At 69.6% G+C, this 14932-nt stretch carries 16 protein-coding genes; 8 read left to right on the top strand and 8 right to left on the bottom strand.

All coding sequences use genetic code 11. The features are described from left to right. Positions 1–12: 12 nt before the first annotated feature. The 5 genes from AC07O4_RS18030 to AC07O4_RS18050 form a co-directional block, all read right to left on the bottom strand. Positions 13–372 carry a hypothetical protein gene (locus tag AC07O4_RS18030; protein ID WP_495305266.1) on the bottom strand — a complete coding sequence of 120 codons (360 nt, stop codon included), beginning with the start codon at positions 370–372 and terminating at the stop codon, positions 13–15. A gap of 44 nt (positions 373–416) precedes the next feature. Continuing rightward, positions 417–872, bottom strand: coding sequence for a hypothetical protein (locus tag AC07O4_RS18035; protein ID WP_495305267.1), 456 nt, complete (start codon positions 870–872; stop codon positions 417–419). An 83-nt stretch (positions 873–955) separates the two neighbouring features. Beyond that, the gene (locus tag AC07O4_RS18040) at positions 956–1651 is read right to left on the bottom strand and encodes a YceH family protein (protein WP_495305268.1); all 696 of its coding nucleotides are present in this window, start codon (positions 1649–1651) and stop codon (positions 956–958) included. Positions 1652–1692: 41 nt separating this feature from the next. Further along, on the bottom strand, positions 1693–2418 hold the full coding sequence (locus tag AC07O4_RS18045; protein WP_495305269.1) for a phosphodiester glycosidase family protein: 726 nt from the start codon (positions 2416–2418) through the stop codon (positions 1693–1695). A gap of 23 nt (positions 2419–2441) precedes the next feature. Beyond that, complete coding sequence (locus AC07O4_RS18050; RefSeq protein ID WP_062478955.1) at positions 2442–3473, bottom strand: isocitrate/isopropylmalate dehydrogenase family protein; 1032 nt, start codon at positions 3471–3473, stop codon at positions 2442–2444. A 226-nt stretch (positions 3474–3699) separates the two neighbouring features. On the opposite strand from AC07O4_RS18050, the gene metG reads away from it, so the two are divergent. After that, on the top strand, positions 3700–5799 hold the full coding sequence (gene metG, locus AC07O4_RS18055; protein WP_495305270.1) for a methionine--tRNA ligase: 2100 nt from the start codon (positions 3700–3702) through the stop codon (positions 5797–5799). A 12-nt stretch (positions 5800–5811) separates the two neighbouring features. Here the strand turns inward: metG and AC07O4_RS18060 are convergent, their stop codons facing one another. Then, entirely contained in the window at positions 5812–6483 is a 672-nt protein-coding gene (locus AC07O4_RS18060; protein WP_062478945.1) for a GntR family transcriptional regulator, read from the bottom strand. A gap of 58 nt (positions 6484–6541) precedes the next feature. Here AC07O4_RS18060 and AC07O4_RS18065 point away from each other — a divergent pair, with 58 nt between their 5' ends. From AC07O4_RS18065 to AC07O4_RS18080, 4 genes are read left to right on the top strand one after another with little or no spacing between them, the layout of a single operon-like run. Next, entirely contained in the window at positions 6542–7297 is a 756-nt protein-coding gene (locus AC07O4_RS18065; RefSeq protein WP_495305271.1) for an enoyl-CoA hydratase/isomerase family protein, read from the top strand. 42 nt (positions 7298–7339) lie between these two features. After that, complete coding sequence (locus tag AC07O4_RS18070; RefSeq protein WP_062478940.1) at positions 7340–8314, top strand: Bug family tripartite tricarboxylate transporter substrate binding protein; 975 nt, start codon at positions 7340–7342, stop codon at positions 8312–8314. Continuing rightward, positions 8311–9510: a CaiB/BaiF CoA transferase family protein gene (locus AC07O4_RS18075; RefSeq protein WP_495305272.1), complete on the top strand. Its 1200-nt coding sequence runs from the start codon at positions 8311–8313 to the stop codon at positions 9508–9510. Before AC07O4_RS18070 ends, AC07O4_RS18075 begins: the two co-directional genes overlap by 4 nt. Further along, positions 9497–9721 (top strand): hypothetical protein, encoded by a 225-nt coding sequence (locus tag AC07O4_RS18080; RefSeq protein ID WP_095949340.1) that lies wholly within the window; start codon positions 9497–9499, stop codon positions 9719–9721. The genes AC07O4_RS18075 and AC07O4_RS18080 overlap by 14 nt, the downstream gene beginning before the upstream one ends. Positions 9722–9734: 13 nt before the next feature. Here AC07O4_RS18080 and AC07O4_RS18085 read toward each other — a convergent pair whose 3' ends face one another. Beyond that, positions 9735–11447, bottom strand: a complete 1713-nt coding sequence (locus AC07O4_RS18085; RefSeq protein WP_495305273.1) for a hydrogenase maturation protein — start codon at positions 11445–11447, stop codon at positions 9735–9737. A 134-nt stretch (positions 11448–11581) separates the two neighbouring features. On the opposite strand from AC07O4_RS18085, the gene AC07O4_RS18090 reads away from it, so the two are divergent. Beyond that, complete coding sequence (locus AC07O4_RS18090) at positions 11582–13261, top strand: SulP family inorganic anion transporter (protein ID WP_495305274.1); 1680 nt, start codon at positions 11582–11584, stop codon at positions 13259–13261. A 3-nt stretch (positions 13262–13264) separates the two neighbouring features. Here AC07O4_RS18090 and AC07O4_RS18095 read toward each other — a convergent pair whose 3' ends face one another. After that, a complete protein-coding gene (locus tag AC07O4_RS18095; protein ID WP_062477116.1) occupies positions 13265–13768 on the bottom strand; it encodes a hypothetical protein in 504 nt (167 codons plus the stop codon). 39 nt (positions 13769–13807) lie between these two features. On the opposite strand from AC07O4_RS18095, the gene AC07O4_RS18100 reads away from it, so the two are divergent. Both AC07O4_RS18100 and AC07O4_RS18105 read left to right on the top strand, forming a co-directional pair. Next, complete coding sequence (locus AC07O4_RS18100; RefSeq protein ID WP_070061458.1) at positions 13808–14014, top strand: DUF3460 family protein; 207 nt, start codon at positions 13808–13810, stop codon at positions 14012–14014. A gap of 68 nt (positions 14015–14082) precedes the next feature. Beyond that, a complete protein-coding gene (locus AC07O4_RS18105) occupies positions 14083–14919 on the top strand; it encodes a segregation and condensation protein A (protein WP_056578351.1) in 837 nt (278 codons plus the stop codon). Positions 14920–14932: the final 13 nt, after the last annotated feature.

Raw genomic sequence — 14932 nt, forward strand, 5'->3', positions numbered from 1 at the left:
CGGCGCGCGGCGTCACGAGCCCAGGCCGAACAGCGCCAGCAGGCCCAGAACGAACCAGCCGGCCTTCTTGGCGCTGTCGGCGCTTTCCTTCGAGATCGGCCACAGCCTGGCGCGGCGCCAGGCCCGGAAGTTGTTCACCACCGCCAGGCCCACGCCAAGCAAGAGCAGCGGCGCCATGTCCCATGCAGCCGCTGCGATGCCCGACAGCACGATGATCAGCAGGCCCGCCACCCCGATCCCGCTCGAGGTGCTGGCCAGCACATGCGAGAGCTTGCCGCAAAGTCCGCACGCCGCGGGCGTTTCGCGGCTGGACCAGCGCTTGGCAACGGCGGCGATGCCCGGCTGGCGGCAATGGGGACAGGCGTAGGTCATGCGGCTCCCGCGAACGACGTGGAAGCCGACGATAGCCGATGGGCTCAGCGCGCCGACAGCATCGACCGCAGCATCAACAGCACCGCGCCGACGATCGGCGCCAGCGCCAGCAGCCGACCAGGTTCGAAGGCCAGCCCTGCGACCGCGCCGAGCAGGCAGCCGGCCTTGACCCACATTGGCACCGCGCCCCAGCCGCGCCCATGGGTCACGGCGAGCGCGACCAGCGCGACCCAGCCGATCGCGCCGCCAAGAACAGACAGCGTCCAGCTCAGCAGGTAGAACGCCGAGTCGGCGTCGCGGAACGCGAGGGCCGTGCCCAGGCCGCGCCAGGTGTGCCACCAGCCGTCGAACAGCAGGAAGCCGGTGGCCGAGGCGGCCCACCAGAAGAAGGCGTAGAGGCTGGCCACGCCGGCCAGGGCCGCCAGCCCGCCCAGCAGGCGGCGGGTGATGTCGTCGAAGGGCGCGGGGTCGCGCCAGGTGGCCGTTTGTCCGTGGTCCATGGTCGGAGCTCCATTGGTTCGCAATGGGTCCGACGGTAGGCAGCGAATGTGCGGGCTGGATGAAGCCTGTGTGAAGCGCGGTATCAGGCTGTCGGCGCGTCGGGCGCAATGCCCAGTTCCGCGCACACGCGCCCCAGCAGCGCCTTCAGCGACGCCACCTCGCCCTCCAGCCGCGCCACGTTGGCCTTGAGCGCCGCGACCTCGCCGAGCGAATCGCCGTGCGTGGCGAAGGCGCCGTCGCCCAAGGCGCCCGGCCCCGCCACCTCTTCCGCCGGTGGCCCGCTCAGCAGGTGCGCCCAGCGGCTTTCGCGCGCACCGGGCAGGCGCGCCAGCTTCACCACCAGCGCGCCGGCCGGCCGTTCGGCGAGTTCGTTGAGGAAGCCCTCGACCGACGAGATGTCGGCGAAGTTGTGCATGCGGTCGCAGGCGATGCGCAGCTCGCCGGCGGTCTGCGGACCGCGCAGCATCAGCACGGTGAGCAGGATCACCGACTGCGACGGAATGCGCAGCACGCGGTCGATGTTGTGCTCGTAACGGAAGGCGCGCCCGCCACTGGTCTCGGCCACGAGGCTGTAGCCCTTCAGGCTGTCGATGGCGGCCTGCACCTGCGACTCGCTGAGTTCGAGCACCGGGTTGCGGCTGGTCTTCTGGTTGCAGCCCGACACCAGCGAGTTGAGCGTGAGCGGGTAGCTGTCGGGCACGGTGCGCTGCTTTTCGGCCAGCACGCCGAGGACGCGGGTTTCGAGGAGGGACAGGACGGGCAGCGGTGTGGTGGACATGGCTCGGGAAGAAGAGACAGAAGTTAGAAAGCAGCCGGGCCTCAGGGCGCCACCACGGCCAGCATCGGCCCGAGGTCGCGCACGAAGTCGTTGCGCTGCAGTGTCTTCGAATAGATCGCCGACACGGTGCCGTCGAGGTACAGCGCGTCGCGGCAATGCAGCACGTCGCGCAAGTACAGCGCGAAGTCGTGAAAGTTCACCGGCGTCTCGGCAAGGACGAAGACCGCGGTGGTGCCCGACACGCACACGCCGTTGCGGGTCTTGCGCGAATCCGAATTGGGGATGAGCGCCGGGTGCACCGCGCCGTGGCGCAGCAGCAGCGGGCCCGACTGGGTCGCCAGCTGCACGCCGCCCTTTGCAGCCATCGCCGGGTACTCCGACGCCTCGACGATCCGCGGCCCCTCGGCCGTCACCAGGAACACGCCATTGGGCTTGCGATAGAAATTGCCGACGCCGTCGGCCAGGTTCAAAGGTGCTTCCTCGCGGCCTTCGCGCACCAGCAGCCCGACGGGTGCGAAGTCGGCGTGGTACATGCCGGCGTTCGCCGCGAACAGCAGCTGCTGGTTGCGCGCCTTCAGCCAGGCCTCGAGCCGGTCGAAGCGCTTGAAGGCGGCGCCCGTGTCGTCGTTCAGGAACAGCGCGAGCTTTTCGGTGCGCAAGTCGACCTTGACGACGGTATAGCGCGGCGGCGCGTCCACGGCCCCGGCGGCGGACCACGCCAGGCCGGCGAGCAGGAAGACCAGCGCAGGCAGCAGCAGTTTTTTCATGCGACCTGCACTGTCTGCTTTTCTCAGCCGCCGTTGATGCGCGCGACCAGCGCCTTCGTGAAGGCCGCCGTGCCGGCGCTGCCGCCGAGGTCGCCGGTGCGCACGTTGTCCAGGTTGAGCGTTTGGTCGATGGCGGTGCGCAGGCGCGTGGCCAGCTCGGGTCGCTTGACGTGGTCGAGCATGAGCGCGGCCGCCAGCAGCAGCGCGGTCGGGTTGGCGATGCCCTTGCCGGCGATGTCGGGCGCCGAGCCGTGCACGGCCTCGAAGATCGCGGCGTTGGTGCCGATGTTGGCGCCGGGCGCCATGCCCAGGCCGCCGACCAGCCCGGCCACGAGGTCCGAGAGGATGTCGCCGAACAGGTTGGTGGTCACCAGCATGTCGAACTGCCAGGGGTTGAGCACCAGCTTCATCGCGCAGGCGTCGATGATCACGGTGTCGAGCTCGAACTGGCCCTTGTACTTCTCTTCGTACAGGTCCAGGCCGGTCTCCAGGAAGATGCCGGTGAGCGCCTTCATGATGTTGGCCTTGTGCACCAGCGTGACCTTCTTGCGGCCTGTGGCCACGGCGGTGTCGAACGCGTATTCGAGGATGCGGCGGCTGCCCTTGCGGGTGTTGACGCCGGTGGCCATGGCCACGGCGTGCGGGTCGCCGTCGATGGGCACGTAGTGCTCGTGGCCGATGTACAGGCCCTCGAGGTTCTCGCGCACCACGGTCAGGTCGATGTTGTCGTAGCGCCCGCCCGGGATGATGGTGCGCGCGGGGCGCAGGTTGGCGTACAGCTGGAACTCCTCGCGCAGGCGCACGTTCGACGAGCGGTAGCCGCCGCCCGAGGGGGTTTCGAGCGGGCCCTTGAGCGCCAGACGGGTGCTGCGGATGCTGTCCAGCGTGGCCTTGGGCAGCGGGTCGCCCGAGGCCTTGACGCCGCCCAGGCCGGCGATCTGGGTGTCCCACACGAAAGGCGCCTTCAGCGCGTCGAGCGCCGCCAGGGTCGCGTCGACGATCTCGGGGCCGATGCCGTCGCCGGGGATGAGGGTTGCGGGGATCGAGGTGGTCATCGGCGGCGGCTCACTTTCAGTAAAGAGGCTGCGAGCATACGTCGCACGGGCGACACCCCCGCGGCCTTCGGGGTCACTCCGGGTACCCCGCGGCCGAGGTGAGCAGCCCCATGGCGGCGGCCCCGGGACGGGCCGCCTAAAATGCCCGGTTCCCGGACGCGGCCCCTGGCCGCCTCCACGGGCCCCGCGCCCCTTCCGTCCGTCACTCCCGAAAGCGCCCTCCCCGATGTCCGCCCCGCGCAAGCTCTTCGTTACCACCGCCCTGCCGTATGCCAACGGCAAGTTCCACATCGGCCACATGATGGAATACATCCAGGCCGACATCTGGGTGCGGAACCAGCGAATGAATGGCGCCGACGTCAACTTCGTGTGCGCCGACGACGCACACGGCGCGGCCATCACCATCGCGGCCGACAAGGCTGGCGTGACGCCGCAGGCCTTCGTGGCCGAGATCGCTGCGGGCCGCAAGCCCTACCTCGATGGCTACCACATCGCCTTCGACAACTGGCACTCGACCGACGCGCCCGAGAACCACCAGCTGGCGCAGGACATCTACCGCGACCTGCGCGCCAACGGCCTCATCGAGACCAAGAGCGTCGAGCAGTTCTACGACCCGGCCAAGGGCATGTTCCTGGCCGACCGCTTCATCAAGGGCGAGTGCCCCAACTGCCACTCGAAGGACCAGTACGGCGACAACTGCGAGGTGTGCGGCGCCGTGTACGCGCCCACCGAGCTGATCAACCCCTACTCGGCGCTGTCGGGTGCCAAGCCCGAGCTGCGCAGCTCGGAGCACTTCTTCTTCAAGCTGTCGGACCCGCGCTGCGAGGCCTACCTGAAGGAATGGACCGCCGCGCCCGGCCACGTGCAGCCCGAGGTGCAGAACAAGATCCGCGAGTGGCTCTACAAGGACGACGAAGGCAAGGGCGGCCTGGGCGACTGGGACATCAGCCGCGACGCGCCGTACTTCGGCATCGAGATCCCCGATGCGCCGGGCAAGTACTTCTACGTGTGGCTCGACGCGCCCGTGGGCTACCTCGCGTCGCTGAAGAACCTGCTGGACAAGCGCTGCATCGAGCTGGGCGGCGACGGCATCTCGTACACCGAGTACATGGCCGACCCCGAGCTGGAGCAGGTGCACTTCATCGGCAAGGACATCATCACCTTCCACACGCTGTTCTGGCCCGCGATGCTGCATTTCAGCGGCCGCAAGGCGCCGAACGCCGTGTACGTGCACGGCCACCTGACGGTGAGCGGCGAGAAGATGAGCAAGAGCCGCGGCACCGGCATCGACCCGCTCAAGTACCTGTCGATCGGCCTGGACCCCGAATGGCTGCGCTACTACATCGCCGCCAAGCTCAACGGCCGCAACGAGGACATCGACTTCAACCCCGACGACTTCGTGGCGCGCGTGAACAGCGACCTCGTGGGCAAGTACATCAACATCGCCAGCCGCGCGGCCGGCTTCATCGGCAAGCGCTTCGGCGGCCAGCTGGGCGCGGTGTCGGCCGACGGCGAAACGCTGCTGTCCACGCTGCGCGCCGCGGCCACGCAGGTGCAGTCGCTGTACGACGGCCGCGACTACGCCCGCGCGCTGCGCGAGGTGATGGCGCTGGCCGACAAGGTGAACGAGTACGTCGACCAGAACAAGCCCTGGGAACTGGCCAAGAAGGAAGGCGCCGAGGCGCGCCTGCACGACGTGTGCACGGTGTGCATCGAGGCCTTCCGCCTGCTCACGCTGTACCTGAAGCCGGTGCTGCCGGCGCTGGCCGTGAACGTCGAGGCCTTCCTGAAGATCGCGCCGCTCACCTGGGCCGACGCCGCGCAGGCCCTGCCGGCCGGCCACGCCATCGGCGACTACAAGCACCTGATGCAGCGCGCCGACCCCAAGCAGGTCGACAAGCTGTTCGACGTGCCCGAAGCCGCCGCCGCCGCTGCGCCTGTCGCCGCGGAAGCGCAAGAGCTGCCCGGCGGCGAAGCCATCGCGCCGACCATCACCATCGACGACTTCGCGAAGATCGACCTGCGCATCGCGAAGATCGTGGCCTGCGAGAAGGTCGAGGGCTCGACCAAGCTGCTGCGCCTGACGCTCGACGCGGGCGAAGGCAAGACGCGCAACGTGTTCAGCGGCATCGCCTCGGCCTACCAGCCGGAGCAACTGGTCGGCAAGCTCACGGTGCTGGTCGCCAACCTCGCGCCGCGCAAGATGAAGTTCGGCGTCAGCGAAGGCATGGTGCTGGCCGCGAGCCACGGCGACGAAAAGGCCCACCCGGGCATCCACGTGCTCGAGCCCTGGACGGGCGCGACGCCGGGCATGCGCGTGCGCTGACCTGAAGCAGAACTAGCCGAACTTGTTGTTCAACACGAGGTCGGCGAACACCTTGCCGCCCACCGAGATGTGGTCGCGCATCGCCTCCGCGGCGTTGTCCGCGTGGCCTTTCAGAATCCACTCGACCACCCGTTCGTGCTCCCGCTGTGAAGCGGCGAGCCGGCCGGGCTTCTCGAACATCCGCCCGCGGTAGGCCGAGATGCGCAGCCGCACGGTCTGCGCCTGCTCCACGATGAAGGGGTTGCCGCTGGCGCGGTAGATCACGTCGTGCAGCGCGGCGTTGGCCTGCTGGTAGGCCTCGGCGTCGTCCGCCTGCGCCTGCGCGGCGGTGCCGGCCAGGGCGCGCAGCAGTTCCTCGCGCAGCGCCGGGCCGATGCGCAGCGCGGCCAGCCGCGCCAGCACGCCTTCGAGCTCGCCGAGCGCTTCCATCATCGCCACCAGTTCGTTCGCCCGCAGCTGGCGCACGTAGATGCCGGTGCGCGGAACGATATCGACCAGCCCGCGCGCACTGAGCAGCAGCAGCGCCTCGCGCACCGGCGTGCGCGAGGTGTTGAAGCTCAGGGCCAGGGCCTTTTCGTCGATGGCCATGCCGGGCGACAGCACGCCGCCCAGGATGTCTTGTTCGAGCCGGGCGCGGATGCGGTCCTGCAGGCTGTGGGTGTCGAGGGTTTTCGCGGGTTGCATGGCGATCTGGATATTAGCTAACCTTACAGATATATCAATTCATCTGTTTGGTACATCAATGTCCCCCACCCTCGCGATCGACGGCCACGTGGCCTACCTGACGCTGCACCGTCCCCAGGCCGCCAACAAGCTCACGCCGGACGATCTTCCCATGCTGATCCAGCATGTGGACACAGTGAACCGCACGCCGGAGGTGCTGGTGCTGGTCCTGCGCGCCGAGGGCAAGTACTTCTGCAGCGGATTTGATATATCAGAAGTGGCCACCCAGAGCCAGACCGAGGGCCGCAGCTTCGGCGAGATGGTCGATGTGTTCGAAAACTGCCGCGCCGTCACCATCGCGGCGGTGCACGGCGGCGTCTACGGCGGCGCGACCGACCTCGTGCTGGCCTGCGACTTCCGCGTGGGCGCCCGCAGCGCCGAGATGTTCATGCCGGCCGCCCGGCTCGGCCTGCACTACTACCAGAGCGGCATGGAACGCTACGTGTCGCGGCTGGGGCTGGACACAGCCAAGCGCCTCTTCCTCACCGCCGAGAAGCTCGATGGCGCCGCCATGCGCGACTGCGGCTTTCTCACGCAGCTGGTCGACGACGCCGCCGCGCTCGACACCGAGGTGCAGCGCCTGCGCACCGTGCTCGCGGGCATGGCGCCGCTGGCGCTGCTGGGCATGAAGAAGCACCTGAACCAGATCGCGCGCGGCACCGCCGACGCGGCCGCGATCTCGCGCGAGGTGCAGCGCACCGTCGCCTCCGAAGACCTCGCCGAGGGCGGCCGGGCCTGGCGCGAGAAGCGCACGCCGCTGTTCCAGGGCCGCTGAGCGCGCCCGCCCTTCCCTAGACAAGACCCAGGAGACAAACCCATGAAGCAAGAACTGCGAGCCCTCTCGTTCGCCGCCGCCGCGCTGCTGGCCTCGGCCGGCGCACTGGCCGACACCTATCCCTCGCGCCCGATCACGCTGCTGGTGGGCTTCCCCGCCGGCGGCGGCGCCGACACCGTGGCGCGCATCGTCGGCGACAAGCTGGGCAAGCTGCTCGGCCAGCCGATCGTCATCGACAACAAGCCGGGCGCCGGCACCACCATCGCGTCGGACCAGGTCGCGCGCGCCGCGCCCGACGGCTACACGCTGCTGCTGGGCAGCGCCAACCTCTACGGCAGCGACAAGCTGCTCTACAAGAGCGTGAAGTACGACGGCGCGAAGAGCTTCGTGCCGATCTCGCGCTGGAGCTCCGCGCCGATGCTGCTCGCGGTGAACAAGGACGTGAGCGCCAAGACCGTGCAGGCGCTGATCGCCGAGGCGCGGCAGAACCCCGGCAAGCTGGCGTACTCGTCGTCGGGCGCCGGCGTGGTGACGCACCTGGCCGGCCTCTCGTTCGAGAAGGCGGCCGGCGTGCAGATGCTGCACGTGCCGTACAAGGGCGGCGCGCCGTCGATCCAGGCCGTGGCCGCTGGCGACGTGCAGCTCACCTTCGGCACGCCGCCCTCGGTGCTGCCGATGGCACAGGGCCAGAAGCTGCGCGTGCTGGCCGTCACCTCGGGCCAGCGCTCGCCGCTCTTTCCCGACGTGCCCAGCGTGGCCGAGGCCGGCGTGAAGGGCTACGACTACACCTTCTGGTTCGGCCTCTTCGGCCCGGCCGGCCTGCCGCCGGAGGTGGCGCAGAAGCTGTTCGACGCCAGCGTGGCGGCGCTGAACGACCCCGAGGTCAAGGCGCGGATGGAGAAGTCGGGCAACGAGTCGGCGCCGTCGAAGTCGCTGGCCGAATTCCGCGCCTGGGCCCTGGCCGAAGGCGCGAAGTCGAAGGAACTCACCGAGCGCTCGGGCGCGAGCGTCGAATGACCCCGCACGCACCCAAGGCAGGCCCGCTGCAGGGCTTCACCGTCATCGACCTCACGCGCGTGCTCGCGGGCCCGTACTGCACGCTGCTGCTCGCCGACCTGGGCGCGCGCGTCATCAAGGTGGAACAACCCGGCCTGGGCGACGACGCGCGGCAGATCGGCCCCTTCGTCGAGGGCGACTCGGCCTACTTCATGTCGGTCAACCGCAACAAGGAGTCGATCGCGCTCGACCTGAAGGCGCCGGCCGACCGCGCAGTCTTCGAGCAGCTGCTGGCCACGGCCGACGTGCTGGTCGAGAACTTCCGGCCCGGCACGATGGAAAAGCTGGGCTACGACTGGCCGACGCTGCACGCGCGCTTTCCGAAACTGGTGTTCACCTCGGTCTCGGGCTTCGGCCAGACCGGCCCGTACAGCAGGCGCCCCGCCTACGACATGGTGGTGCAGGCGATGGGCGGCATCATGAGCCTCACCGGCCACCCCGGCGCGCCGCCGACGCGCGTGGGCGTGTCGATCGGCGACCTGGGCGCCGGGCTGTACGCGGCCGTCGGCACGCAGGCCGCGCTGCTGCAGCGCGGGCGCACCGGGCTGGGGGACCGGGTCGACGTGGCCATGCTCGACTGCCAGGTCGCGCTGCTCGAGAACGCGATCTCGCGCATGGAGGCCGAGGGCCGCGCGCCGGGGCCGATCGGCTCGCGGCACCCGTCGATCACGCCCTTCGACGTGTTCCGCGCGGCCGACGGCTGGTTCGTGATCGCGGCGGGCAACGACGCGCTGTTCCAGCGCCTGTGCACCGCGCTCGAGCTGCCCGCGCTCGCCGGGGACGCGCGCTTTGCCACCAACCCGGCGCGCTGCCAGCACCACGAGGCGCTCAAGCAGCTGCTCGAAGAGCGCCTGTCGACCGCGCCTTGCGCGCATTGGCAGGCGCTGCTGATGCAGCACAACATCCCCACCGGCGACTACAACGACGTGGCGGCGGTGGTGAACGACCCGCAGGTGCAGGCCCGCGAGATGCTGGTGCAGGTGCGCACGCAGGGCGGCCAGCCGCTCACGGTGGCGGGCAACCCGGTGCACGTCGGCGGGCTGCGCACGCAGGTGCGGCGGCAACCGCCACGGCTGGACCAGGACCGCGAGGCGATCCTGGCGTCGCTCGCCCGATCCAGCGCTGCGGGTGCAGAATCCGCCCATGCAACGCAGTGACCGCCTCCGCCCCCTCGTCCTTTCCGCGCTCGGCCTCGCGGGTGCGCTGCTGCTGAGCGGCTGCGCGGTGGTCAGCGTCGCGAGCACCGCCGTGAGCGTGGGCGCCGGCGCGGTCGGCCTCGCGGCCGATGCCGCCATCGGCACCGCGCGCATCACCGGCAAGGTGGTGGGCGCGACGGCCGACGCGGTGATTCCCGACAGCAAGGACTGATCGTTCCCCGCTCTTAGCGCGGCAGACCCAGCGCCGCGAGGTGCGCGGGCGTGTGCTGTGCTTTCTCCTTGCGCACGAAAGCCGAACGCAGCGTCGCGTGCGGCTCGGCCGGATCGAAGAAATTGCGCCGCATGTGCGCCAGTTCCTCGTCGCGGTAGGCCTGAAGTGGCTTGGCTGCTTCGTCGCGGGCACGCGCCGCCTGCTTGTCCGCCAGGCGCGCGGCCAGGTCCGGCGATGCCGCCAGTTGCGCGGCCAGCCGGCCGACCTCGTCACCCAGTTCTTCCGGCGCGGCCTGCAGCACGCGCTGCGCCAGGCCCAGCGCCACCGCGCGCTTGGCGCTCACGGGCAGCGCCGATTGGGTGAGCCGCGCGGCCTCGTCGGCGCCCACACGGCGCGGCAGGCTGTAGGTCCAATATTCGGAGCCGTGCAGGCCCATGAGTTTGTAGTGCGGGTTGAGCACCACGCCGTCGCGGCACCACACCTCGTCGGCCGCGAGCGCGAGCATCACGCCGCCGGCCGCGGCATTGCCGCCCAGCGCGGCCACGGTGAGGCGGTCGGTGGTCGTGAGCACGGCCTCGACCAGGTCGTTCATGGCGTGGATGTTGGCCCATGACTCTTCGGCCGGATCGGCCGCCGCCTCGATCACGTTGAGGTGGATGCCGTTGGAAAAGAAGTCGCGCAGCCCGCCGAGCACCAGCACCGAGGTCGGACGGGTGCAGGCGAAGCGGTAGGCAGCCAGCAGACGCCGGCATTGCGCGGTGCTCATGGCCCCGCCCGCGAACGAGAAGTTCAGCACGCCGACCGGCCCATGCTCGCGGTAGCGGATGTCGGTCCAGGTGCGACGGCCGGCGGGCAGCTCGAGCGGCGCGACCACCTCGGGCAGGCCGGCGGGCAGCCGCGCGCCCAGCGCCTCGACGGCCGGCAGCTTGTAGCTCGGCAGGCCGGAACCCGGCTCGCGCCAGGGCCGCAGCTGGGTGAGCCAGACCGCGCCGTCGACGGTGGCGCGGCAGACGGCGCCGGCGCGGGTGGCGATCAGTTCGCCGGGCGTGCCGCGCAGCTCGTCCTCGGCATGGCCGCCGTGCAGGTACCACGGCGCACCCAGCAACTCGTCGAGCACGCCGGGCTGCGAATCGGCCGCGCGCAGCTGCCGCAGCACCGATTCGGTGGTCTGCGTGGCCCAGTCGATGCGGCGCTCGGCCTGCTTCATGAAGGGCCGCCAGCCGGCGGCGAGGTCGGCCGCCTTCTGCCGCTTCGGCTTGTAGGTGCCCGAGGCGAAACGCTCGACGGCCAGCAGCACGGCGTCGACGGCGGCATCGGCCACCTCGCCGCGGTAGAGGTCGCTCTTGCCTGCCTGCGGCGGCACCTTCAGCGGCGACCAGGCCCAGACATCGCCCGCGTCCATCTCGGCCACGGCCTCGAGCACGGTGACGCCCCAGCTGTCGACGCCGCCCTGCAGCGTCCGGTCGAGCGAGGACGGGCCCCGGTCGCCGGGCGGGCCCGGGTGCACGATCAGGCAGGTGTGGGCGCGCCAGACGTCCTCGGGAATCGCCGTGGTCAGCATCGGCGCGATGACGAGTGCGGGCGCATGCTGGCGCACCGCTTCGCGCAGCGCCTCGTCGTCGCCGAGCGCCAGCACGACGCCGGCTGTGTGGCCCCGGTCCTGAAGCTCGGCCAGCACGCGCTGCGTGAGACTGTTGAACGCGCTCGCGACGAGCAGGATGTGCATGGGCGACCTCATTGACGTTTGTTTCTAAACGTCAAAAATGTATCTTTCAGCCTCGCCGCCGATAAGCTGACTGAAAGTACTCACCGCCGGGAAATCGCCGGGCCGCCGCGACGGCCGGGCCACAATGACCGCACATGTCGTCGCCGCTGAACCTCACCCGCTTTCGCCCCCGCCTGCTGGACACGATGGCCGGCTACGACCGGGGGCGGTTCCTGGGGGACCTGGGCGCGGGCGCCACGGTGGGCATCGTGGCGCTGCCGCTGGCCATGGCCTTCGCCATCGCCTCGGGGCTCAAGCCCGAGGCCGGCATCTGGACGGCGATCATCGCGGGCTTCCTGATCTCGCTGCTGGGCGGCTCGGCCGTGCAGATCGGTGGGCCGGCGGGCGCGTTCATCGTGATCGTCTACGGCATCGTCGAGCGCTACGGCGTGGCCAACCTGCTGATCGCCACCGCCTGCGCGGGCGTGCTGCTGTTCATGGCGGGGCTGTTCGGGCTCGGGCGGCTGGTGCGCTTCGTGCCGCTGTCGATCGTGGTGGGTTTCACCAACGGCATCGCGGTGCTGATCCTGCTGTCGCAGCTGAAAGACCTGCTGGGCCTCACGGTGGAGCGCATGCCAGCCGACGTGTTCTCGCAGCTGCACGCGATGGCGCTGCGGCTGGACACCTTCAACCCGCATGCCTTCGCGCTCGGGCTGGCCTGCGTGCTCGGGCTGCTGGCGTGGTCGCGGCTGTTTCGCGGCGACTCGGCGCTGGCGCGGGCGGTGCAGCGCGTGGGCGGGCGCTGGGTGCAGACGCGCCCGGTGCAGATGGTCGGGCGCATCCCGGGGCCGATCGTCGCGCTGGTGTCGCTCACGCTGGTGTCGTGGGGCTTCGCGCTGCCAGTGGAGACCATCGGCACGCGCTTCGGCGGCATTCCCGAGGGCGTGCCGGCCTTCGCGCTGCCCGATTTTTCGTGGGAGACCGTCAAGCAGCTGGTGACGCCGACGCTGACCATCGCGCTGCTCGGCGCCATCGAGTCGCTGCTGTGCGCGCGCGTGGCCGACCAGGTCAGCGGCCAGCCGCGCCACGACCCGAACCAGGAGCTGATGGCGCAGGGCATCGCCAACCTGGTCACGCCCTTCTTCGGCGGCATGCCGGCCACGGGCACCATCGCGCGCACCGTGACCAACATCCGCTCCGGCGGCAGCTCGCCCATCGCGGGCATCGTGCATGCGGTCACGCTGCTGGTCGTGGTGCTGCTGGCGGCGCCGCTGGCACGCCATGTGCCGCTCGCGGTGCTGGCGGGCATCCTGGTGTTCGTGGGGCTGAACATGGGCGAATGGCGCGAGTTCACACCCGGCCAGCTGCGCCACTTCAGCCGCCACTACCGCCTGCTGATGCTCGGCACCTTCTTCCTCACGGTGGTGTTCGACCTCACGGTGGCGGTGCAGGTGGGCATCGTGCTGGCGTGCGCGCTCTTCATCCGGCGCATGAGCGGGCTGTTCAGCGTCGAACTCGTGACGCTGCAGCCGCCGGTGCTCACCTACCGGCTGTACGGCGCGATGTTCTTCGGCGCAGCGGCCAAGCTCGACGAAGCAGTGAACGCCGCGGAGCGCGCGCCGCGCGGCATGACGCTGGTGCTGGACGCCACGCACCTGATCTACATCGACGCCACCGGCGTCGATGCGCTGCGGCAGCTGCACCGGGCGGTGCTGGCGCGCGACGGGCTGCTGCGCATCGAGTCGCTGCAGCCGCAGCCGCTCGAGGTGCTGGAGCGTTCAGGCTTTGCCGAGGAATTGACGACGGGCCAGCCCGGCGCGTCGCACGGCGCGTAGCTGTTACGGCGCTTCGGTGCCCCGGTCGGGCGACGACCCGCTGCGCACCACGCGCTGGTCGTCGTTCAGCGTGGCGGTGAAGACCATCGACGAATTCGGTGGCTGCACCCAGCGCCATTCCCATTCGGTCTCGCGCTTGAGCGCATAGGGCGTGACCTTGGCCGGCTTGCCCAGCAGCTTGCGCAGGTCTTCCATCATCATGCCGGGCTGCACCTTGGCGAAGTTCTCGGGTGTGAGCACCTGGCGCAGCGCGCTCATCTTGCCGTCGGCACCGATGGTGATCATGTAGTTCTTCTGGCCCTGCGGCTGGCGGTTGAACTCCAGCACGCGGCCGTTGGGCACGTCCCAGACGTTCTCGGGTTCGCCGAAACGCGCGCGCACGTCGGCCTCGGTCGAGACGCCCTCTTCGAGCTCGCTGATGCGCTGCGGATCGCAGCCCGCGAGCCCGATCAGCGCCGCCAGCAGTCCTGCCACGAGGCCGATCCGGCCCTTCTGAAATCGTTGCATGCCGTCCCCGGTAAAATTCGAGCGATAAAGGTCCAGTCTATGTCCATCTTCCGCCGCCCCCACTACACCTCCGAGATCACGAACTTCATCGAGGAGATGAAGCAAAAGAAGCCGACGCTGGAATCCGAACAGCGCGCCGGCCGCGCCCTGCTGTGGGACAAGCACCTCGACCGCAGCCTGCTCGAGGAGTACAGCGAAGCGCGCGTGCCGATGCAGCCGTACGTCTACCAGACCCAACCCAAGTGAATGGTGCCCATCCGGCATCCCGCCGCCCAGCCTGCGCGCACAGCTATTAAGTTGATAGCAACTTCCTCATGAGCGCAGACGAGGACAACGGCACGATCGTGGCCAGCATGCCCGAGGTCGTCGACCAGGTCGCCCTGGCCCGGCTCTACGGCGAGCCGCTGTTCGCGATGCCGAAGGACCTGTACATCCCGCCCGAGGCGCTGCAGGTCTTCCTGGAGGCCTTCGAGGGCCCGCTGGACCTGTTGCTGTACCTGATCCGCAAGCAGAACTTCAACATCCTCGACATCCCGATGGCGGGCCTGACGCGGCAGTACCTGAGCTACGTCGACGAGATCCGCCAGACCAACCTCGAGCTCGCGGCCGAATACCTGCTGATGGCCGCGATGCTGATCGAGATCAAGTCGCGCATGCTGCTGCCGCCCAAGAAGGTGGCCGACGGCGAAGAGGCCGAAGACCCGCGCGCCGAGCTGGTTCGCCGGCTCATGGAGTACGAGCAGACCAAGCTGCAGGCCGCCGCCATCAGCGCGCTGCCGACCTACGGGCGCGACTTCTGGAAGGCGCAGGTCTACATCGAGCAGTCGATCAAGCCGCGCTTCCCCGACGTCGACGTGGTCGAGCTGCGCGACGCCTGGGCCGACATCATGAAGCGCGCCAAGCTCGTGCAGCACCACAAGATCTCGCGCGAAGAGCTCAACGTGCGCGAGCACATGAGCATCGTGCTGCGCCACCTGCAGGGCCAGCGCTTCGTCGAGTTCGAGAAGCTCTTCGACGTCTCGCGCGGCGTGCCGGTGCTGATCGTCACCTTCATCGCGATGCTCGAGCTCGCGAAGGAGACGCTGATCGACATCACGCAGGCCGAGGCCTTCGCCCCCATCTACGTCCGACTGGCCTACTCGCCGGCCTGACCCAACCGGTTCC

The organism is Variovorax sp. GW821-FHT09D04, from assembly GCF_059416405.1.